The 19,721-nt window shown below is 49.5% G+C and carries 19 protein-coding genes, 1 tRNA gene and 1 pseudogene; 11 read left to right on the top strand and 10 right to left on the bottom strand.

Annotated elements, in window-relative coordinates:
- Nucleotides 1-11: 11 nt before the first annotated feature.
- From purK to ppiB, 4 genes are all read right to left on the bottom strand, one after another.
- Nucleotides 12-1,079: a 5-(carboxyamino)imidazole ribonucleotide synthase gene (purK, locus tag SK33_RS17140; protein WP_003021869.1), complete on the bottom strand. Its 1,068-nt coding sequence runs from the start codon at nucleotides 1,077-1,079 to the stop codon at nucleotides 12-14.
- Nucleotides 1,076-1,585, bottom strand: coding sequence for a 5-(carboxyamino)imidazole ribonucleotide mutase (gene purE / locus SK33_RS17135; RefSeq protein ID WP_003835756.1), 510 nt, complete (start codon nucleotides 1,583-1,585; stop codon nucleotides 1,076-1,078). The genes purK and purE overlap by 4 nt, the downstream gene beginning before the upstream one ends.
- Before the next feature lie 238 nt (nucleotides 1,586-1,823).
- A complete protein-coding gene (lpxH, locus tag SK33_RS17130; protein WP_048219441.1) occupies nucleotides 1,824-2,546 on the bottom strand; it encodes a UDP-2,3-diacylglucosamine diphosphatase in 723 nt (240 codons plus the stop codon).
- A gap of 2 nt (nucleotides 2,547-2,548) precedes the next feature.
- Nucleotides 2,549-3,043, bottom strand: coding sequence for a peptidylprolyl isomerase B (gene ppiB / locus SK33_RS17125; protein WP_003021875.1), 495 nt, complete (start codon nucleotides 3,041-3,043; stop codon nucleotides 2,549-2,551).
- A 173-nt stretch (nucleotides 3,044-3,216) separates the two neighbouring features.
- Between ppiB and cysS the strand changes: the two genes are divergently transcribed.
- Nucleotides 3,217-4,602: a cysteine--tRNA ligase gene (gene cysS, locus SK33_RS17120; protein WP_003831109.1), complete on the top strand. Its 1,386-nt coding sequence runs from the start codon at nucleotides 3,217-3,219 to the stop codon at nucleotides 4,600-4,602.
- 91 nt (nucleotides 4,603-4,693) lie between these two features.
- On the opposite strand, the gene SK33_RS17115 is transcribed toward cysS, so the two are convergent.
- The 3 genes from SK33_RS17115 to folD all read right to left on the bottom strand — a co-directional run bounded on the left by SK33_RS17115 (nucleotide 4,694) and on the right by folD (nucleotide 6,424).
- Nucleotides 4,694-5,218, bottom strand: a complete 525-nt coding sequence (locus SK33_RS17115) for a metal-dependent hydrolase (RefSeq protein ID WP_048219439.1) — start codon at nucleotides 5,216-5,218, stop codon at nucleotides 4,694-4,696.
- Nucleotides 5,219-5,343: 125 nt separating this feature from the next.
- On the bottom strand, nucleotides 5,344-5,556 hold the full coding sequence (ybcJ, locus tag SK33_RS17110) for a ribosome-associated protein YbcJ (protein WP_048219437.1): 213 nt from the start codon (nucleotides 5,554-5,556) through the stop codon (nucleotides 5,344-5,346).
- Between the two features lies 1 nt (nucleotide 5,557).
- The gene (folD, locus tag SK33_RS17105; RefSeq protein ID WP_003021887.1) at nucleotides 5,558-6,424 is read right to left on the bottom strand and encodes a bifunctional methylenetetrahydrofolate dehydrogenase/methenyltetrahydrofolate cyclohydrolase FolD; all 867 of its coding nucleotides are present in this window, start codon (nucleotides 6,422-6,424) and stop codon (nucleotides 5,558-5,560) included.
- Between the two features lie 571 nt (nucleotides 6,425-6,995).
- Here folD and fimA point away from each other — a divergent pair.
- The 6 genes from fimA (at nucleotide 6,996) to sfmF (ending at nucleotide 13,065) form a co-directional block, all read left to right on the top strand.
- On the top strand, nucleotides 6,996-7,550 hold the full coding sequence (gene fimA, locus SK33_RS17100; RefSeq protein WP_032947919.1) for a type 1 fimbrial major subunit FimA: 555 nt from the start codon (nucleotides 6,996-6,998) through the stop codon (nucleotides 7,548-7,550).
- Nucleotides 7,551-7,627: 77 nt separating this feature from the next.
- Nucleotides 7,628-8,161 (top strand): type 1 fimbrial protein subunit FimI, encoded by a 534-nt coding sequence (fimI, locus tag SK33_RS17095; protein ID WP_003847496.1) that lies wholly within the window; start codon nucleotides 7,628-7,630, stop codon nucleotides 8,159-8,161.
- A 41-nt stretch (nucleotides 8,162-8,202) separates the two neighbouring features.
- Nucleotides 8,203-8,895: a type 1 fimbria chaperone FimC gene (gene fimC / locus SK33_RS17090; protein WP_016149733.1), complete on the top strand. Its 693-nt coding sequence runs from the start codon at nucleotides 8,203-8,205 to the stop codon at nucleotides 8,893-8,895.
- Between the two features lie 7 nt (nucleotides 8,896-8,902).
- Nucleotides 8,903-11,524, top strand: a complete 2,622-nt coding sequence (locus SK33_RS17085; protein ID WP_032948735.1) for a fimbrial biogenesis usher protein — start codon at nucleotides 8,903-8,905, stop codon at nucleotides 11,522-11,524.
- Between the two features lie 4 nt (nucleotides 11,525-11,528).
- A complete protein-coding gene (gene fimH, locus SK33_RS17080) occupies nucleotides 11,529-12,536 on the top strand; it encodes a type 1 fimbria D-mannose specific adhesin FimH (RefSeq protein ID WP_032948736.1) in 1,008 nt (335 codons plus the stop codon).
- Complete coding sequence (gene sfmF, locus SK33_RS17075; RefSeq protein WP_003021899.1) at nucleotides 12,529-13,065, top strand: fimbria assembly protein; 537 nt, start codon at nucleotides 12,529-12,531, stop codon at nucleotides 13,063-13,065. Before fimH ends, sfmF begins: the two co-directional genes overlap by 8 nt.
- Nucleotides 13,066-13,114: 49 nt before the next feature.
- Here the strand turns inward: sfmF and fimZ are convergent, their stop codons facing one another.
- The 3 genes from fimZ to fimW form a co-directional block, all read right to left on the bottom strand.
- Nucleotides 13,115-13,747, bottom strand: a complete 633-nt coding sequence (gene fimZ, locus SK33_RS17070) for a fimbria biosynthesis transcriptional regulator FimZ (RefSeq protein WP_048219431.1) — start codon at nucleotides 13,745-13,747, stop codon at nucleotides 13,115-13,117.
- A gap of 587 nt (nucleotides 13,748-14,334) precedes the next feature.
- The gene (gene fimY, locus SK33_RS17065) at nucleotides 14,335-15,057 is read right to left on the bottom strand and encodes a fimbria biosynthesis regulator FimY (protein ID WP_048219429.1); all 723 of its coding nucleotides are present in this window, start codon (nucleotides 15,055-15,057) and stop codon (nucleotides 14,335-14,337) included.
- Between the two features lie 385 nt (nucleotides 15,058-15,442).
- Entirely contained in the window at nucleotides 15,443-16,036 is a 594-nt protein-coding gene (fimW, locus tag SK33_RS17060; protein WP_003021906.1) for a fimbria biosynthesis transcriptional regulator FimW, read from the bottom strand.
- A gap of 253 nt (nucleotides 16,037-16,289) precedes the next feature.
- Here fimW and SK33_RS17055 point away from each other — a divergent pair.
- The 4 genes and pseudogenes from SK33_RS17055 to SK33_RS17040 all read left to right on the top strand — a co-directional run bounded on the left by SK33_RS17055 (nucleotide 16,290) and on the right by SK33_RS17040 (nucleotide 19,521).
- Nucleotides 16,290-16,366, top strand: a tRNA-Arg gene (locus SK33_RS17055).
- A 166-nt stretch (nucleotides 16,367-16,532) separates the two neighbouring features.
- Nucleotides 16,533-17,720: a tyrosine-type recombinase/integrase gene (locus SK33_RS17050; protein WP_048219427.1), complete on the top strand. Its 1,188-nt coding sequence runs from the start codon at nucleotides 16,533-16,535 to the stop codon at nucleotides 17,718-17,720.
- 694 nt (nucleotides 17,721-18,414) lie between these two features.
- Nucleotides 18,415-18,619, top strand: a pseudogene (locus tag SK33_RS17045) (helix-turn-helix transcriptional regulator).
- Between the two features lie 173 nt (nucleotides 18,620-18,792).
- Nucleotides 18,793-19,521 (top strand): hypothetical protein, encoded by a 729-nt coding sequence (locus SK33_RS17040; RefSeq protein WP_048219425.1) that lies wholly within the window; start codon nucleotides 18,793-18,795, stop codon nucleotides 19,519-19,521.
- Nucleotides 19,522-19,721 lie beyond the last annotated feature (200 nt).

The raw sequence follows: 19,721 nt of genomic DNA, 5'->3' as shown, positions 1-19,721 counted from the left end.
GCATTAATGGCTTATTTCAGCTTTGACTGCGCCCAGATAATACCGCTGGCATATTCCGGCGGCAGCAGGGGGATAAGCGCTTCCAGTGTCGCGCTAAGGCGCGCGGTATCGCTGTCGCTCAGGTTCAGGTGACCCACCTTACGCCCTTCACGCACTTCTTTGTCATACCAGTGCAGGTGTACCAGCGGCAGCTTCAGCCAGTCGTAGTTCAGGTCGCTACCAATCAGGTTTACCATCACCGAAGGATGGTTCACCACCGGCGTCGGTAACGGCAGGTTGGTAATGGCACGCAGGTGCAGCTCAAACTGGCTAATGCTGGCGCCGTTTTGCGTCCAGTGTCCGCTGTTGTGCACACGCGGAGCCAGTTCGTTGATCAGCAGACCTTCCGGGGTGATGAAACACTCCATCGCCATCACGCCGACATAGCCCAGCTCCTGCATGATGGCGGAGAGCATCGCTTCAGCCTGTGCCTGCTGTCTGGCGTTAGCTTGCGGGAACACTACGCTGGTGCGCAGAATGCCGTCTTGATGCAGGTTATGGGTTAGCGGATAGAAAACGGTGCTGCCGTCATGCGCCCGAGCGCCAACCAGTGAGACTTCGCCAGAGAAGTTGATTCCCCGCTCGACGATGCACTCGCCATAGCAATCATCCGGCAGTTGTGCGGTTTCATTTGCGCGCAAACGCCACTGTCCACGACCGTCATAGCCGCCGACGCGACGCTTGACGATCGCCAGCTCGCCGAGTTTGTCGAATACCGCAGACCATTCGCTTTTATCTGCCAGCAGTTGCCACGGCGCGGTCGCCAGACCGAGCTTGTCAAAAAGCTGCTTTTGCGTCAGACGGTCGGCAATAATCGGGAAGACGTCGCGGTTAACAAACGCCGGGTGGCGCGCCAGTTCGCGGGTGAGTGCCGTTTCCGGCCAGCGCTCAATCTCAGCGGTGATCACGCTTTGCTGAAAAGGGACAGCTGCCGGTTCAGCGTCCAGCCCGACGGGCCAGACCGCAATGCCCAGCGGCTCGCCGGCCTGACGCAGCATGCGTCCTAGCTGACCGTTACCGAGTACGCAGACCTGCTTCATGCCGCACCTCGCGGGTCCGGGTTTTCCAGCACTTCATCGGTTTGCGCTTTGCGCCAGTCGTCCAGACGCTGGTGTAATGCTTTGTCGTGTGTAGCCAGAATTTGCGCTGCCAGCAGGGCCGCATTGGCTGCACCCGCTTTGCCGATCGCCAGTGTTCCAACGGGAATACCGCGAGGCATTTGAACAATGGAGTAGAGGCTATCTACACCGCTCAACGCTGCGCTTTGCACCGGAACGCCGAGAACCGGCACCAGCGTTTTCGCCGCAATCATGCCTGGCAAATGCGCTGCGCCACCGGCTCCGGCAATAATCACCTGATAACCGTTCTCTTCAGCGCTTTCGGCGAAGCTGAACAATTTGTCTGGGGTGCGGTGGGCGGAGACGACTTCAACATGATGCGGAACGTCCAGGATTTCGAAGATTTCGGCGGCGAACTGCATGGTAGCCCAGTCGCTTTTGGACCCCATCACGATGGCGACACGCGCCGGATTATTGCGGGAAGACATGCGTCTGAAAACTCCTGTGGTGCACTACACTCGACTTTTGAGGCCACAGAGAATAGCATAATTAACCTTCAAGGAAAACGATTGCGCGCTTTACACTTCACTCTTCAAGCTGCCTCTTTGTTGGCTGCATCTGCTCACCCCAGTCACTTACTTTTGTAAGCTCCTGGGGACTCACAGATTTGCCGCCTCGATGCAACTCGAATAGTTTTGTGTAAAGAGGAACTGGATATCTGCAGAATTAAAACGGAAACGCGATTAGCTCAACGTCGCTGGACGTGACTTTTACCATTGAGCCTTCGGTATGCCATGCGCCTAATACCACGCGGAAAGCGGGTTGCTCATTGGCCGTGAGTTCGTGGGCAGCCGGACGGTGTGTATGTCCGTGAATTAACCACTGGACCTGATGTTTTTCCATCTCGTTAATCACGGCCTGCGGATTCACATCCATGATTTCCAGCGATTTACTGCTGTTGGCGGCTTTACTGTTGGCGCGCATTTTTGCGGCAATGCGCTGGCGAACAAACAGGGGCAGGGCGAGAAACAGCTTCTGTAGCCAGGGTTGATGTACTTTGGCGCGAAACGCCTGATAGCCTGCGTCGTCGGTGCATAAGGTGTCGCCATGCATGATCAGCACCTTGCGGCCATACAGGTCGAGCACTTTTTCTTCGGGAAGCAAGGTCATGCCGCTCGCACGGGCAAAACGTTTGCCGAGCAGAAAATCACGGTTGCCGTGAATAAAAAAGCAGGGGACGCCGGAATCAGCCAGTGATTTTATCGCTGCGGCCATTTCATGATGCAGCGGATTCGGGTCGTCATCGCCAATCCAGGCTTCAAACAGGTCGCCGAGAATGTATAGCGCATCGGCCTTTCGCGCATCTCCGGCTAAAAAACGCAGAAAACCGGCGGTGATCGCCGGTTCTTCTGTGCAGAGATGAAGATCTGCAATAAACAGTGTCGCCACGATTACTCGCTGACGGTCACGTTTTCGATGATAACGTCTTCTTTTGGCACATCCTGGTGCATGCCGCTGCGACCGGTGGAAACGCCTTTGATTTTATCAACCACGTCCATGCCTTCAACAACTTCAGCGAACACGCAGTAACCCCAACCCTGCATGCTTTCACCGGAGAAGTTCAGGAAGTCGTTGTCAGCAACGTTGATGAAGAACTGTGCGGTTGCGGAGTGCGGAGCCTGAGTACGCGCCATTGCCAGCGTACCACGGGTGTTTTTCAGACCGTTGTTCGCTTCGTTTTTGATCGCTTCTTTCGTGGCTTTTTGCTTCATGCCTGGCTCGAAACCGCCGCCCTGGATCATGAAACCGTTAATAACACGGTGGAAAATGGTGTTGTTATAAAAACCTTCGCGGCAGTAGTCCAGGAAGTTTTTAACTGTTTCAGGCGCTTTATCATCAAACGTTTTGATTACGATATCGCCGTGATTAGTGTGGAAAGTAACCATTTTTGCATCCTGTTCCGATAGATTGGTGCTTCGACCCCGTCAAGGGTCAGAGTTAGGGGTGTGTTATAGCATAACCGCAAGCTGTGATCACCTCGCAAAGTGTGCTGCTTCCGGTCTTAATTATGGGTATTATACAGACTTTACTATCCACACACGTCTACACGGAATCTTCGATGTTAAAAATCTTTAATACACTGACGCGCCAAAAAGAGGAATTCAAACCTATTCATGCCGGGGAAGTCGGCATGTACGTGTGTGGTATTACCGTTTACGATCTCTGTCATATTGGCCACGGACGTACCTTTGTTTCTTTCGACGTCGTCGCGCGCTACCTGCGCTTCCTCGGCTATAAGCTGAAGTATGTACGCAACATTACCGATATTGATGACAAAATCATCAAGCGCGCGAATGAAAACGGTGAAAGCTTTGTCGCATTGGTCGACAGAATGATCGCGGAAATGCATAGCGATTTCGATGCGCTGAATATTCTGCGCCCGGATCTGGAGCCGCGCGCTACGCACCATATCGCTGAAATTATCGAAATCACTGAGCAGCTGATTGCCAAAGGTCACGCTTACGTTGCTGATAACGGCGACGTGATGTTCGACGTGCCGACTGACCCGAACTACGGTCAGCTGTCACGCCAGGATCTGGATCAGCTGCAGGCGGGTGCTCGCGTTGACGTGGTTGATGTGAAGCGTAACCCGATGGACTTCGTGCTGTGGAAAATGTCCAAAGAAGGCGAGCCGAGCTGGCCGTCTCCATGGGGCGCAGGTCGTCCGGGTTGGCACATCGAATGTTCGGCGATGAACTGCAAACAACTGGGTAACCATTTCGATATTCACGGCGGCGGTTCGGACCTGATGTTCCCGCACCATGAAAACGAAATCGCGCAGTCCACCTGTGCGCATGACGGTGAGTACGTTAATTACTGGATGCACTCCGGGATGGTGATGGTTGACCGCGAGAAAATGTCTAAATCGCTGGGCAACTTCTTTACCGTGCGCGATGTGCTGAAATACTACGACGCCGAAACCATCCGCTACTTCCTAATGTCGGGTCACTATCGTAGCCAGCTCAACTACAGCGAAGAGAACCTGAAACAGGCGCGTTCTGCGCTGGAGCGTCTGTACACTGCACTGCGCGGTACCGACAAATCCGTTGCCCCTGCGGGTGGCGAGGCCTTTGAAGCACGTTTCATTGAAGCGATGGACGATGACTTCAACACGCCGGAAGCTTACTCCGTGCTGTTTGATATGGCGCGTGAAGTTAACCGCCTGAAGGGTGAAGATATGGCGGCGGCTAACGGTATGGCTGCGCATCTGCGCAAGCTCTCCAGCGTGCTGGGACTGCTGGAACAGGATCCGGAAGCGTTCCTGCAAAGCGGGGCGCAGGCGGATGACGGTGAAGTTGCTGAAATTGAAGCGTTAATCCAACAGCGCTTAGATGCGCGTAAAGCGAAAGACTGGGCGGCAGCTGATGCCGCGCGTGACCGTCTCAATGAGATGGGCATCGTGCTGGAAGACGGCCCGCAGGGCACCACCTGGCGTCGTAAGTAACGCTCTATATTGCCGGATGGCGGCTTACGTCTTATCCGGCCTACGATGGAATGATCGGTAGGCCTGATAAGCGTAGCGCCATCAGGCACTATTAATGACGTTTGTACCACCACAGCACACCCATCATCATAACGCCCGGCAGCCATACCCACATCAACTCCGAAGTTATTACCTGATGCCCATACGGTGTGGCGTAGCGTGATAGCGCAAACGGGGCGACTTTAATTACCTGCCACGGTGCAAAGAAGCGTTCATCCGACCACGGCCACAGCCAGCCGACGCCTTTGCCGCCTGTCGTAACGGAATCCAGCAGACTGTGTGACAGCAGTGAAACCGTCAGGAATAGCCAGCAGCGAATCAATCCCGCCTTAAACCATCGTCGGCCAATCAACACGCAGAGCAGCGGTACCACGAAGGCGAACAGCAGTGAGTGGGTAAATCCCCGGTGGCCAAACACATTGCCATAGGCGACACCGAACTTAAATGACAACACATCGGCATCTGGCAGCATAGCCAGAACGACGCCAGCAAACAGTAATCGTGGGGGGATGACTTTAAGTCCGAGACCTAACCCTAAACAGAGCGGAACGGCTACGTGGGTAACAATAGTGGGCATGATGATCGCTTCGTGTGGAAAAACAACATGCTAACAGTTCACTGTGAAGCGGGGATGAAGTCATTATCTGAAAACGAGAGGGAGAAGTGGCCGGATACGGTGTTTACCTCATCCGGCACTTAGGGTCACGCCACGACGCTAATGCTGTGACCTTCAAAGCTCACGGCCTGTCCGGCAACGATTTTGCATCGTTTACGCGTTTCAACAACGCCATCGACCTTCACCAACCCTTCGCCAATAGCAATTTTTGCCTGGGCGCCGCTTTCGCTCCAGCCTTCCAGCTTCAGCAGATCGCAGAGTTCAACATGCGGGTGTTTACCCAGTGAAAATGTGGCCATCTTAAACGTCCTTTACATCATGATATTCAACACACGCCTGCAGCGTGTTTTCGATAAGTGTGGCGACCGTCATTGGGCCTACGCCGCCGGGGACCGGCGTGATATATGACGCGCGTGCGGCAGCATCTTCAAAGACCACATCGCCAACAACCTTACCATTCTCCAGACGGTTGATGCCGACATCAATCACAATCGCACCTTCTTTAATCCACTCGCCAGGAATAAAGCCCGGTTTACCGACGGCAACAATTAGCAGGTCAGCATGCTCAACGTGGCGACGCAGATCTTTGGTGAAGCGATGGGTGACGGTGGTGGTGCAGCCAGCCAGCAGCAGTTCCATGCTCATTGGGCGACCGACGATGTTTGAAGCGCCAATGACGACCGCATTAAGGCCGTAGGTGTCGATGTTGTAACGCTCAAGCAGAGTCACAATACCGCGCGGGGTACAAGGACGCAGGCGCGGCGCACGCTGGCACAGGCGACCGACGTTATACGGATGAAAACCGTCAACGTCTTTATCCGGTGCAATACGCTCCAGCACTTTAACGTTGTCGATACCGGCAGGTAACGGCAGTTGTACCAGAATACCGTCGATGGTGGTATCTGCATTGAGCGTATCGATCAGCTCAAGAAGCTCCGCCTCGCTGGTGGTTTCGGGCAGGTCATAGGAGCGGGAGACGAACCCCACTTCGTCGCAGGCTTTGCGTTTACTCGCGACGTAAATTTGCGAAGCCGGATTGCTGCCTACCAGCACAACAGCCAGGCCTGGGGCGCGTAATCCAGCCGCTAAACGCGCCTGAACTTTTTGAGCAACCTCAGAGCGCACCTGCTGCGCAATCGTTTTACCGTCAATAATCTTTGCTGCCATCAGAGAGAGGATTCCGTCTGTTACGTTAAATCGAAGGGGATGCCACTATTTTGTCAGAAGCGGGACGTGCTGTCAGTTTTCGTTTGCGTTTTTATGTGCGCCAGGGCCGTCACGGGCTGCAAATGGTGTCAGCACAAAGGCTGAAGCCTTACGAATAAATAATAAGCACGCTAATTAAAATTAACGTGAATGAAACATCTCATCACCCTGGGTTCTTTATGGGTAATGCTTCATAAACCAGACTGTTACGTACTATTACGGCGGCATTTAGGTAATATTAACCAAGACTTTTCTTAGATCCCATTAAGAATTAGCCAGGGCTATTAAAAGGATTTGCAGGTATTTTTCATTAATTGAAATGTTTAATTTATCGCTGTGACGAATAGTCATATTCGCGAAGGATAATTAGTAAATCAAATACTCAGGAGAGTCGGGGTAAAAGGTTAGCTAATTCTCTTGCGATATATATCTTTACAGGATGCAGAGATAATTAGCCTGACATTTAATGTCGATAATGAAAACGGATCCCGCAGGATGCTGGAGCCGGATGTGTGTAATTCAAGGGAAATCCATGAAACGTAAATTAATGACCTCTTCTGTTATTGCCAGCCTGATGTTAGTCGCAGGTGCTGCGGTTGCAGCCGATCCGGTAAGTGTGAGCGGCGGTACTGTGCATTTTGAAGGTGAACTGGTCAATGCAGCCTGTGCAGTCAGTACTCAGTCATCCGATCAGGTTGTCACCTTAGGCCAGTATCGTACTGCCAGTTTTGCCGCAGTAGGTGATACAACGGCACAAATTCCGTTCTCCATCGTGCTGAACGATTGTGATCCGAAAGTTGCTGCAACCGCAGCCGTTGCTTTCTCTGGTCAGGCAGATGCCACCAACTCGGCTCTGTTGGCTGTTTCTTCAGGGAATAACACCACTACTGCTGGCGGTGTAGGTATCGAAATTCTGGACAACACGTCCACCGCGCTGAAGCCGGATGGAGCCACCTTCTCTACCGCTCAGGCGCTGGTAGAAGGAACCAACACCCTGCGTTTCTCTGCGCGTTACAAAGCCACTGCCACCAGCGCTACGCCGGGTCAGGCAAATGCCGACGCGACGTTCATCATGAAGTACGAATAAGCCGTTTTGATTTGCGCAAGGATGACGTTCGCCTCACTGGATGAGGCAATTTCCGGGGATGATGAAGGATGCGGCAGATGATAGGGAAAGGCGTGGCGCTGGCGGGAATGCTGTGCGTACTGCCTGTGTTTGCACATACGGTAATACTGGAAAGTGGCCGCCTTCACTTACGGGGGCAGCTCGTCAATGGTGCCTGCACGGTCGCTACTGACAGCCAAAATTTGCGGGTGCAAATGGGGCAGTATCGCACCAATGCTTTCTCCGGGACGGGGAGCTTTGCCTCTACCAGCGTGCCGTTTTCACTGCGCTTAACGTCATGCAGCTCCGATGTTTATGACCACGTTGGGATTGCGTTTGCAGGCGTGACGCCAGCGGAAGATCCGCAGGTTTTCCTTGCCAGTGGAGATGCGTCTGCGGCTTCGGGGATCGGCCTGGCGTTATTTGACCAGCGCCAACGGCAAATTATTCCGAATGCGCTGCCGCTTCATTATGCGCCGATTATAACGCAAGAGATGACGTTTCATTTCACTGCTCGTTATCGGGCTGTCTCGGAAAATATAACGCCGGGAACGCTTCGTTCAGACGTGTGGTTTACGTTGGTTTATCCCTGATTTATTTCCCAACGATAATCACACCAAAGGTATTTGTAGCTATGTTTAATTATCTAAAATCAGGTTTTATCCTTTTACTATTCTTATTTCCTGTTGCCAGTGTTCAGGCTGCCGGAGGCATTGCATTAGGCGCTACCCGCGTTATTTATCCAGCCGATGCCAAACAAACGTCACTGTCTATTAGCAATAGTGATACCAAAGAACGTTACCTGGTCAATTCATGGATTGAGAATAGCGCAGGTGTTAAAGAAACATCGTTTGTGGTTACGCCTCCGTTGTTTGTCAGCGAGCCCAAAAGCGAAAACACGTTGCGTATTATCTATGCAGGTGTTCCGTTGCCCAAAGATCGTGAGTCGCTGTTCTGGATGAACGTAAAAGCCATTCCGTCAGTCAATAAAAACAGCCTTGAGGGCAAAAACGTTCTGCAACTGGCGATTCTGTCCCGCATCAAGCTTTTTGTGCGCCCGAATAATTTGCCGCAAATTCCGGAAGATGCGCCCGGGATGCTGAAATTCTCCCGTTCCGGCAACCACCTGAAAATTAACAATCCGTCAGCGTATTACGTCACGTTGGTCAATCTCAACGTGGGGAAAACGAAGGTCGATAACGTGATGGTTGCACCGAAAAGCGATGCGCAGGTTCTGTTGCCAACAGGCGTGCAGGGCAACGTTACGTTCCAGACGGTCAATGATTATGGCGCTGTGACCCCGGCCCAAACGGTTAGCGTGCGTTGAGATAACGATGAATAAGACAACGTATTTTCCTGGCCTGTTTCCGGGGGTTACGCCACCGCTGGCGGGGGTGGCGTTGTCCACGCTGGCGGCGCTCTTTCCCTCTTTAAGCCATGGTGAAAGCTATTTTAATCCGGCCTTTTTATCTGCGGATACGGCAACCGTGGCGGATTTATCACGTTTTGAAAAAGGTAATCACCAGCCTGAAGGTGTTTATCGCGTGGATATCTGGCGCAACGATGAGTTTGTGGCTACTCAGGATATTCGTTTTACGACCAGCGCGGGAAAAGCCGGGGAGAAGTCCGGTGGGCTGATGCCGTGCTTTGGGCTCGACTGGGTAAAGCGCCTTGGTGTCAATATCGCCGCGTTTCCGGCACTCAATAAGGATGCGAACGATACCTGCATCAATCTACCTGAGGCGATTCCAGGCAGCGAGATTGCGTTTGATTTTTCTACCCTGCGACTAAACGTCAGCCTGCCGCAGGCGTCGATGTTAAACAGCGCGCGTGGCTATATTCCACCGGAAGAGTGGGATGAAGGCATCCCGGCCGCGCTGGTTAACTACAGTTTCACCGGCAGTCGCGGGAGTGATACGGACAGCTATTTCTTAAGTATGCTCAGTGGCCTGAACTATGGCCCCTGGCGCTTGAGAAATAACGGCGCATGGAGCTATTCCAAAGGTGACGGATATCACTCACAAAGCTGGAAAAACATCGGCACATGGCTTCAGCGCGCGATTATCCCGCTGAAGGGCGAGCTGGTGATGGGTGACAGCAACACCGGCAACGACGTTTTTGACAGCGTCGGATTCCGCGGGGCGCGGCTCTATTCCTCAGACAGTATGTATCCCGACAGCTTACAGGGTTACGCGCCTACCGTTCGCGGTATTGCGCGAACAGCGGCAAAGCTAACCATTCGTCAGAATGGCTATGTGATTTATCAAAGCTATGTTTCACCGGGCGCTTTCTCGATAACCGATCTCAACCCGACGTCATCCAGCGGTGACCTTGAGGTGACGGTGGACGAAAAGGACGGCAGCCAACAGCGCTATACGGTGCCGTACTCCACGGTTCCCTTGTTACAACGAGAAGGGCGTTTCAAATATGACGTGGTCGCAGGGGATTTTCGCAGCGGCAATAGCCAACAATCTTCTCCATTCTTTTTCCAGGGAACATTAATTGCTGGGTTACCAGAAGGCTACACCGCTTACGGCGGTACGCAGTTGGCCTCCCGCTACACGGCGGTGGTTTTAGGCACCGGCCGAAACCTGGGGGACTGGGGGGCGGTTTCTGTCGATCTGACCCATGCCCGCAGCCAACTGGCGGATGACAGTACGCATCAGGGGCAGTCATTGCGTTTTCTATATGCGAAATCGCTGAACAATTTTGGCACCAACTTTCAGTTGTTGGGATATCGCTACTCTACGCGTGGTTTCTATACCCTCGACGATGTGGCGTATCGCAGTATGGAAGGCTATGAGTACGAATACGACAGCGAGGGCAATCGCCACGATGTGCCCGATGTGAAGAGTTACCATAACCTGAGCTACAGCAAAAAGGGCCGTTTCCAGATAAACATTTCGCAGAATCTGGGGGATTACGGATCGCTGTATGTCTCGGGTAGTCAGCAAACGTACTGGAATACCTCAGACACCAATACCTGGTATCAACTGGGCTATGCCAGCGGCTGGCAAGGTATTAGCTATTCACTCTCCTGGTCGTGGAATGAATCGGTTGGCATCTCCGACACCGACCGTATTGTCGCGTTCAATATGTCAATACCGTTCAGCCTGCTGAGCGGACGGCGCTACTCGCGAGATAGCGCCTTCGATCGCACCTACGCCACCTTTAATGCTAACCGTAATAGCAATGGACAAAACAGCTGGCAGAGCGGGATCGGCGGTACGTTGCTGGATGGACGCAACCTGAGCTACAGCGTGAATCAGGGGCACAGCAGCACCAATGGCTACAGCGGAAACGCCAGTGCCAACTGGCAGGCGGCCTATGGCACGCTGGGCGTGGGATACAACTACGATCGCGATCAGCATGACTACAACTGGCAACTCTCTGGCGGCGTGGTGGGGCATGCGGATGGCATTACGCTCAGTCAGCCTCTGGGTGATACCAACGTGCTGATTAAAGCGCCTGGCGCACAGGGTGTGCGGATAGAAAACCAGACCGGCGTTCAAACCGACTGGCGTGGATACGCGGTGATGCCGTATGCCACCGTCTATCGCTATAACCGCGTCGCGTTAGACACCAATTCCATGAATAACAATACCGATGTGGAAAATAACGTCAGCAGCGTAGTACCAACGCAAGGGGCGCTGGTGCGAGCGGCGTTTGATACACGAATCGGTGTGCGGGCGCTGATTACCGCCAAATATGCCGGTAAACCCGTGCCGTTTGGCTCTATTGTGCGGGAAAACACCAGCGGCGTGACCAGTATGGTGGGCGAAGACGGGCAAATTTATCTCAGTGGTCTGCCGCTAAAAGGCGAGTTGCTGATCCAATGGGGGGAAGGCGCAAACGCTCGCTGCGTGGCGCGCTATGCCTTGCCTGAGGAGAGTCTGAAACAGGCGGTGACGCTCACGAACGTGACGTGCGAATCTCCAACGGCACGACAGGAATAATACGATGAAAAGACAAACGGGTTTGTTACTGGGAAGCGCTTTACTGCTGATGGCCCATTCGTCATGGGCGACGGTCTGCCATAACTCGAATGGCACGCCAACGGATGTTTTTTACGATTTGTCGAATGTCTTTAACAGCAGCAACAACCAGCCGGGACAGGTGGTAACGTTACCGGAAAAATCGGGCTGGATTGGCGTGAATGCCACCTGTCCGGCCGGAACGTCGGTGAATTACACCTATCGAAGCTATGTCACTGAACTTCCTGTTCAAAGTACCGAGGGTGGTTTTCAGTATCTGAAGCTCAATGACTACCTGCTGGGTGCCATGAGCATCACCGACAGCTACGCCGGGCTGTTTTATCCTCCAAGAAATTATATCCGTATGGGCGTTGACTCGAACGTTTCGAAGCAGAAGCCTTTTGGCGTACAGGATTCAAACCTGGTGTTTAAACTCAAAGTGATCCGCTCGTTTATTAACATGGTTCCGATTCCGCGTCAGACGATGTTCAGCGTCTATGTCACGACCAGTTCCGGAGATGCGCTAAGCACGCCGGTGTACACCATCAGCTACAGCGGTAAGGTGGAGGTTCCACAAAACTGTGAGGTGAACGCCGGGCAGATTGTTGAGTTTGATTTTGGCGATATTGGCGCATCGTTGTTTAGCAAGGCGGGGGCAGGAAACCGGCCCGAAGGCATTAATCCGCAGACCAAAACCGTGGCGATAAAATGCACCAACGTCGCCGCACAGGCCTACTTGACCATGCGTGTAGAGGCTGAGAAAGCCACCGGACAAATGATGGTTTCTGACAACCCGGATTTAGGTTTTATCGTCGCCGATAGCAGTGGTAACCCACTTACGCCTAACAATTTGTCCAGCAATATCCCATTTCAATTGGATGATAACGCCGCAGCAAGGGTCGGTATTCGGGCATGGCCGGTCAGCGTGACGGGGAATAAACCTACCGAAGGGCCTTTTACGGCTCGTGGCTATCTGCGAGTGGATTATGACTAACAAGCAAACGCCATTCGCAGGGGCGCTTCTGGCGATGGTGTCCCTGCTAACATTCAGTTCGTTGGGCCATGCCGCCTCGTCGCTGGGGGAAATCAATATTGAGCTGCGTGGCAACGTGGTGGACTTTACCTGTGCGGTGATTGCCAGCGACAGCAATAAGTCGGTGGAGTTGGGGACCTGGCCGACAAAGCAGCTTCAGACCAGCGGAGATACCACTCAACCGGTCGCATTTACGCTGAAGCTTGAAGGTTGCCCGCCGGGATCCGCGTCGATAACGTTTTCCGGTACTCCGGCTCCGGGCACGACGCTGTTGGCGCTTGATGATGCGGTCATGGCGCAAAAGGTGGCGATTGAACTGCACGACAGCGATCGTACGCGATTACCGCTCGAACAGGCGAGCCAGGCCGTGGGGATTGATGAGAACGGCAATGCCACGCTGACCTTTTTCGCCAACTATATCGCGTTAGCCGATGGAGTTCAGCCTGGCGTCGCCAGGGCTGATGCCACGTTTATGATTAACTATAACTAATCAATAAGCTGACAAAACGCTCCCGAACGACATCTCGCCGGGAGTGTTATTACATTAACTCATGCATTTTTGCATAATCGATCAGCTCAACGATGGTGTGCAACCCGAGCTTGGAGTAGATATTCGCCTTGTGAGCGCTAATCGTTTTATTGCTGAGTAACAACTGTTCAGCAATTTCCTTATTGGACAGACCGTTTGCCAGATAACGCAAAACCGTAACCTCGCGGTTAGAGAGCGGCATGTCATTCAGCACACCTTTTTGTGAGTTTATATTGTTAATGAAATTAAGGGTATCCGACGGGAAAAAAGAATATCCCGATAAAATCATTTTTACTGCATTGTAGATATCATTGAGATCATTTCGTTTACTGACAAAACCATTTGCACCGGCCCGGATAGCACGCCCGGCATAAAAAGACTCCGATTTAGAAGAGAGAAACAGCACCCGAGTTTTCTCCTGCAGAGACTTTATTCTCTTGAGTAATGTAAATCCATCCGAACCAGGTAGTTCAATATCCAGGATGACAAGATCGACCGGGTATGTGCGCAGGTGTTCTATTGCCGTACGGCTGTCGTCGGTTTTCAATACTACCTGAATATTACTGTTTTTCTCGAGTAGTACTTCTATCGACATTCTGACAATAGGGTGTTCGTCCATAATGATAACGGATGCTGGTTTCATTGTTGTATGCCTCAAACTGTTTGCGTATCTTGCGAATTTGATAAAACATCAGGCGTTATAATATTGTCAAATAGCCAAGAATTGTTCTGCGGGAAAACCGAATAAATATTATTTCATCCTTGTTTATTCGGTTGTTCTTCTGCAGAACAATGAATTTGTGGAAAATCCATTTCACACCGGGAAAACTAACAATTAATCAGGAAACTGTGGGGATTATACCTGCTCTGTTCTTTCGGAAAAGACTTACAACATCCCGGTTGTTAATGTCAGTTAGGATATTCTGAAAGATCCAGATGTGTTAATGACTATTGGTATTATTTATCTGCAGTTCGAATTATGGCAGATTGAAAATTTTTTTTAAATAGTAAAAACGATACAATAAACCAATTGTTTAGGTTTTGTTAAGGCTGCAATTAGGCTTTTTTATATTGAAATGCACAGAATCAGTAAGGTTAAGTGTGACAGTGGCACCAGGCATAATACCAGGAATAGTTGTAAATATTAAATATTTGTAAAAATTAGATCTTTTTTCTTATTCAAGAATAAGTAGTTTCCTAAAAAATCTTATCGCACATAGGGTTATGGTGTTAAATTAAATGAAGAGAGGTAACGTTGAGGCGGTGTATCAGATGCAAAAAGCGTTGTCTGCTGGGTAACCCCAGGCGCGTAATCAATTGGTTCAGGCGATAGATGATACGGTGGTAAGGTTGTGTTTGTAACAATGCAATCTTTTTTAAGGAGTTACCTTGTAAAAGTAAGGCAATCATCTCCCAATCGAGCTGATTTATGCGTCTGGAATGAATATAGTCAGGAACCGGCGATAATAAGGCGTGACGCACCTCCGGAAGGCGTAAATTGCGTGATAGGATATAAAATGGACCGGATAGTGAAATAAAGGTAGTCAGGTCTTCATCACGACTTGAAAGCATTATGAAGATCTGGATGTCATTACGCTGCTTAATTAGCTGGCGCAAACGTTCAAGTATATCGAAATAGGGGAGTGTTAAGCTTTCTATGTCAATCACTAACTGGCTAATTACTGGTTCTTGCATGCTGGGTAAGGCCGACTCAACGCTCTGGAAGACCGCCGTACATGTGCCTGAGAATAAATGTCGACTTAACGCGTAGGCCAGGTAGTAGTCTGTTGTAATTATCGCCTGAGATATAGTGTCGTCCGGTAATGTGTATTCGAGTTTTTGCGCCAGATACTCGAGCCGGTCAAATACTTGTGAGGTACAGTGGGGATATTGCCAGGTACAGTTAGTGTTTCGTATGCGGCGATAGCGGTCCCGGCGTTTTGCGCTGTGCATCCTTTTCCATTCCATTTCTGTTGCGGCAGGTCTGGATAAATTGCTGACTATAAACATCCCTGACCCAAATTTTTGCCAGCGTAAAGGTCAATGTCCTTGTGCCGTTGGGTTTCAGTACTTCAACAATCATCAGACTGGCAATTGCGTATCCCATCAGAATAATCTGCCGGAAGTTTTCTGATGTCTTACTCAATGCCCAAAAGATCGTTTTATCCAGTTCAACCTCTCTCTGATATTAGATAAAATATTACCGGGTGTGTCTTTCTGTTACCCCGGAAATAGTATGGCTGGATTATTCTGGCAGGCAGAGGATAGGTACAGTAGGAGTCGATACTTAATCGAGGATGAGATATTTCTCAATAAAAATTAGGCAGAGATACCCCGTCTAATTTTGTAGAAAATTCAGATGGGCGCGGATGTATCTTAAGAATTGCTGATCGTTTTTCACATGCAGCTTTTTCATTATGCCGCGGCGGGTCGCTTTGGCCTGAAGATCGCTTATTGAGAGTAGGTGAGCCGTTTCGGCTAAGGTATATCCGCTGGCGAGAAACATTAAGAACTTGCGTTCGTCGACAGAAAAGTTGCGGGTAGTGCAGTAATGGCAGATAGTTGCAGGCACGTTGTTGCGCAGCGCACGTTTTTGCAGGATGGGGACTAATTTTTTAGTCATTTCCTCAACGTCATCTTCCCGATAGATCAGCGGCAACATGTACAGGCAGGGCCGGAACATCAGCTTATCTTTATCGTTTCTGTTGCAGATGACAACCCGGTGTTGGCGGCGGGTATGGATCGGAATCTGATAGCAATCGGCGCTGAGCCAATCTTCATCCAGGGAGATAAACGCGATGTCAGCGCGATCGATATTCTCGACAGGTAAAAAGCAGATCTCCTGATGCCACTGATTTGCCAGATGGGAGATGATGATTTTCAGTCCATGTTCGAAGTGACTGTTTTCTTCCTTGATGGCGATACTTAACATTAAAGAGTTCCTGAACCACTGGAGGGGTAAGGGAATGTTAAGCAAAATCATAAATATTCTAAATACATGTATCCTTAAATCTGGCGTTTCGTGGGCTGAGTTGTTACCAGGTGATTTCCTGGATACCCTTGAACAAGCAGAAAAAATCAACATTCGTACACTTCGCCAGCAACTGAAATAAAAGGCATTGACTCAGCAGGCGCTGACCGTATAATTCACGCGTTTCATCTGCATGAAGTAATCACTTCGCAATGCGCCCTTAGCTCAGTTGGATAGAGCAACGGCCTTCTAAGCCGTAGGTCGTAGGTTCGAATCCTACAGGGCGTACCATCTTCACTTCTACTGACCTCTCTCAAAGTCTACTAAATCCAGATACAGCAAGACATACAGCAGGATTTCATTATCCCAACGTCTAGTACCATCTATTGAAATCTACGCTCATATGGGGGTACATTCGGGGGTATATATAGGTTCAATGAAGTGAGATACCCCCAATATGAAGCTAACAGCCCGCCAGGTAAGCACTGCAAAGCCAACAGATAAACCATATAAACTGTCTGATGGTGGTGGTTTGTATCTGCTCGTTAACCCGAACGGTTCCAGGTACTGGCGCATGAAATACCGCTATGCAGGTAAAGAGAAGCTGCTATCCATTGGTGTTTATCCTGATGTGACGCTTGCTGAAGCCAGAGATAAACGTACGGAAGCCAAGCGTGTACTTGCAGCAGGTGACGATCCCTCTGAAGTTAAACAAGCCGCCAGAGAAGCGAAGAATCTAGCAATTAATAACAGCTTCGAGCTTTTGGCGCTTGAATGGCATGAGCATAAGAAGCCGAACTGGTCTTCCGGGTATGCTGAGGACATTCTTGAATATCTACGAAAGGATATATTCCCGTATGTCGGAAAGAAGGCCATTACCGAAATTAAGCCGATGGACATGCTGTCAGTGTTGCGCAAAATGGAAGAACGAGGAGTACTGGATAAGCTCAAGAAAACCCGTCAGGCATGTCGGCAGATTTTCACTTACGCGATAATTACTGGCAGAGCAGAGGTAAACCCTGTAACCGATCTGGCCGGCGCACTAAAATCACCCAAGCAAAATCACTTCCCGCACCTACTCCCCGTCGAACTTGGTCCATTTATTCACGCAGTGAATGCCTACAGTGGTAGTAAAGTGACACGCATTGCGACATTACTGCTTATGTACACCAGTGTCAGGACCATTGAACTCCGCGCCTCAGAGTGGGCTGAATTCGACCTGGACAATGACTTATGGCAGATCCCCAAGGAACGCATGAAGATGCGCCGTCCTCACCTTGTACCACTTTCTAGACAGGTTAAATCTCACCTGTTGGAGCTAAAAGAGATAACCGGCTGGGGTAAGTATGTCTTCCCTGGCCGCAACGATGCTCATAAACCAATGAGTGAGGCCAGCATTAACCAGGTGATTAAACGTATAGGTTATGGCGGAAAGGCTACTGGCCATGGTTTCAGACACACGATGAGCACCGTTTTGCATGAGGAAGGATTTGACTCTGCATGGATAGAAACTCAACTGGCGCACGCTGACAGAAATACTATCAGGGGCACCTACAATCATGCTCAGTACCTTGACGGTCGGCGAGAGATGCTTCAGTGGTACGCTGACTATCTGGATGAACTGGCGGGTAAGGCTGCTGGGTAAACTGTTTATTCACGTGTAAGAGAAAAGTATTCGTTCCACTTGTTCCAGTTGTTCCATATGTATATTTATAAAGATAACTAACTGTTTTTATTAATATACATTCTCTTTGGCTGGAACAACTCTGGAACAACTTTTAGTGGTTTTGGTACAACTATCTAGTGAGGGGATATTCATATTTTGTGATTAGAAAAGTGCTGGACATGTAGACAGTAGTGATTTATATTTGCCACTAGTAGACGTTTGGTGCTCTTTAAAGATATTGGTTCTCTCTTACAAAAGGGAGATTGTGCGCCCTTGTGCATTGTTCTTTAATAATATTGCGTCTGTGAGAAACACAGATCGTGCCCTGAGAAAGGGCATCACCATCAAGTCATTTTTCTTATATATCTGTATGCCTGCGTGGCTGACAAAGCAAAAGTCGCTAAAGCATCACTGCTCTTTTCACAATGGCATTCCTGCCTACGTCGCTGAAAAGCGAATGCTCTTTAAAAAATGAAGCCTCAGAAGCTGAGGATAAAGCAACATAACTTGTTATGCTTGCTATGAAAATATTTAACAACCCCTATCTAATACTACTAACTACACGTGCTTGCATGATGTGGTTTTAGACATATTCACAAATCGGAACCATAAATAGAAACCTGTCACCTGGTGACTAGGTTCTTTTGTTGTGTCCGAATCATAGGAAAATAACATGGTTAAACACTATAAATTCATTCGTCTTTCTGAGGTACTGATTAGCAGGCTACAGTAAAGCGTGGATTTACCGACTGCTCAAAGAAAACAGCTTTCCACAATCTGTAAAAATTGATGCTTTTTCAATGGTGTTTATTGAAAGTGAGGTTGGTGAATGGATTAATCAGAGACTCTCTGAGTCACGTCAAGCCATGGTATTATAACAGTACTTGATTATTTCCTGTATACGCCTTCATTTTACTAGTTATGCATACAGTCAGATCTAGACATGTTTACGCCAGTAGACGATAATTCTGTTGTTTTCACAGCATCACCAAGATCAAGATTGAGAATTAAGAATTAACGCCTGAGGGCAAATCAAAGGGAGAGGAAGTGCATGTCGTTTTTTGGGGTTATCAATCGTGAACGCAAGGATATCGTTCCACTCAAAACATTCGTGCTTGAACTCTCAAAGCAGGAACAATGCTCCCCCCAAGAAATTTCGGCTATTATTCTAAGGGAATACAGAAAAGAGTTTCCAGAGTATGAGCCTTTTGATTTTTATTATCATGATTTAGTTAATTCATTTGTTAAAGTTGGAAAACACCACTGTATAGGATTGCTTGGACACTGCTCCTCTGTCGATGGATTTGATGAGGTTGAGCTATTTTGCCCGGTCGAGAATAGAATTACCGGATTAATGGATATGAGAGAAATAATAATTAAGGCACCAGAAATGGCTATGTTCCTTATGGATGTGGGTGTTGGCATGCCTGATTGTATTAAACATGTTCGCAAAGATGTAATGGATGCTTATAGCAGGAAGAATGCCATCCAATACACACGCCCACCAGAACCTTATAAACAAGATGAACAACCTGAATGGTCTAAATTCCGCGGTCGTGATACAGCTTTGACTTTAATCTCAGGGCTGTCGATGGCTCTATGTAAAGGTCACGCTAATTGCACGATAAACGGGAGACCAAATAAATCAGCTATAGCTAACGTGGCGACAAATAGTTTAATTGATGCTGGTTTTTTGTCCGAAACAGTGAGCGATCGCCAAATCAGAACCCTTCTTGCCTCCGCTTTGAAACACGCTGATTTCCAAGATACCGACAAATAGTTCTATTCAAAAACTACCAGCGGAACAAGCAATGCCTCTTTGATGAGTGAATGAGGCTTCCATTTTGCCGTATTTTCATTTTTACGCTTCCAAAATTATTTATTGAAACTTCCAAAATCACCATTGCAGAGTATGTGACTTCCAAAACAAATCATCTTAGAGTTTTTCTCTGGCGTTCGGCTTCCAAAACATAGAGTGTT

Origin of the sequence: Citrobacter sp. MGH103 (genome assembly GCF_001034475.2) — a bacterium.
In the GTDB taxonomy this organism is placed as follows: Bacteria; Pseudomonadota; Gammaproteobacteria; order Enterobacterales; family Enterobacteriaceae; genus Citrobacter; species Citrobacter freundii.
The sequence above is the reverse complement of the archived record's forward strand: the minus strand, read 5'-3'. Positions and strand labels throughout refer to the sequence as shown.

Bases quoted from the DNA above. Each gene is read 5' to 3' on its own strand.
- purK (WP_003021869.1), bottom strand. From the start codon at position 1,079: ATGAAGCAGGTCTGCGTACTCGGTAACGGTCAGCTAGGACGCATGCTG.
- purE (WP_003835756.1), bottom strand. From the start codon at position 1,585: ATGTCTTCCCGCAATAATCCGGCGCGTGTCGCCATCGTGATGGGGTCC.
- ppiB (WP_003021875.1), bottom strand. From the start codon at position 3,043: ATGGTTACTTTCCACACTAATCACGGCGATATCGTAATCAAAACGTTT.
- cysS (WP_003831109.1), top strand. From the start codon at position 3,217: ATGTTAAAAATCTTTAATACACTGACGCGCCAAAAAGAGGAATTCAAA.
- SK33_RS17115 (WP_048219439.1), bottom strand. From the start codon at position 5,218: ATGCCCACTATTGTTACCCACGTAGCCGTTCCGCTCTGTTTAGGGTTA.
- ybcJ (WP_048219437.1), bottom strand. From the start codon at position 5,556: ATGGCCACATTTTCACTGGGTAAACACCCGCATGTTGAACTCTGCGAT.
- folD (WP_003021887.1), bottom strand. From the start codon at position 6,424: ATGGCAGCAAAGATTATTGACGGTAAAACGATTGCGCAGCAGGTGCGC.
- fimA (WP_032947919.1), top strand. From the start codon at position 6,996: ATGAAACGTAAATTAATGACCTCTTCTGTTATTGCCAGCCTGATGTTA.
- fimI (WP_003847496.1), top strand. From the start codon at position 7,628: ATGATAGGGAAAGGCGTGGCGCTGGCGGGAATGCTGTGCGTACTGCCT.
- fimC (WP_016149733.1), top strand. From the start codon at position 8,203: ATGTTTAATTATCTAAAATCAGGTTTTATCCTTTTACTATTCTTATTT.
- SK33_RS17085 (WP_032948735.1), top strand. From the start codon at position 8,903: ATGAATAAGACAACGTATTTTCCTGGCCTGTTTCCGGGGGTTACGCCA.
- fimH (WP_032948736.1), top strand. From the start codon at position 11,529: ATGAAAAGACAAACGGGTTTGTTACTGGGAAGCGCTTTACTGCTGATG.
- sfmF (WP_003021899.1), top strand. From the start codon at position 12,529: ATGACTAACAAGCAAACGCCATTCGCAGGGGCGCTTCTGGCGATGGTG.
- fimZ (WP_048219431.1), bottom strand. From the start codon at position 13,747: ATGAAACCAGCATCCGTTATCATTATGGACGAACACCCTATTGTCAGA.
- fimY (WP_048219429.1), bottom strand. From the start codon at position 15,057: ATGCACAGCGCAAAACGCCGGGACCGCTATCGCCGCATACGAAACACT.
- fimW (WP_003021906.1), bottom strand. From the start codon at position 16,036: ATGTTAAGTATCGCCATCAAGGAAGAAAACAGTCACTTCGAACATGGA.
- SK33_RS17050 (WP_048219427.1), top strand. From the start codon at position 16,533: ATGAAGCTAACAGCCCGCCAGGTAAGCACTGCAAAGCCAACAGATAAA.
- SK33_RS17040 (WP_048219425.1), top strand. From the start codon at position 18,793: ATGTCGTTTTTTGGGGTTATCAATCGTGAACGCAAGGATATCGTTCCA.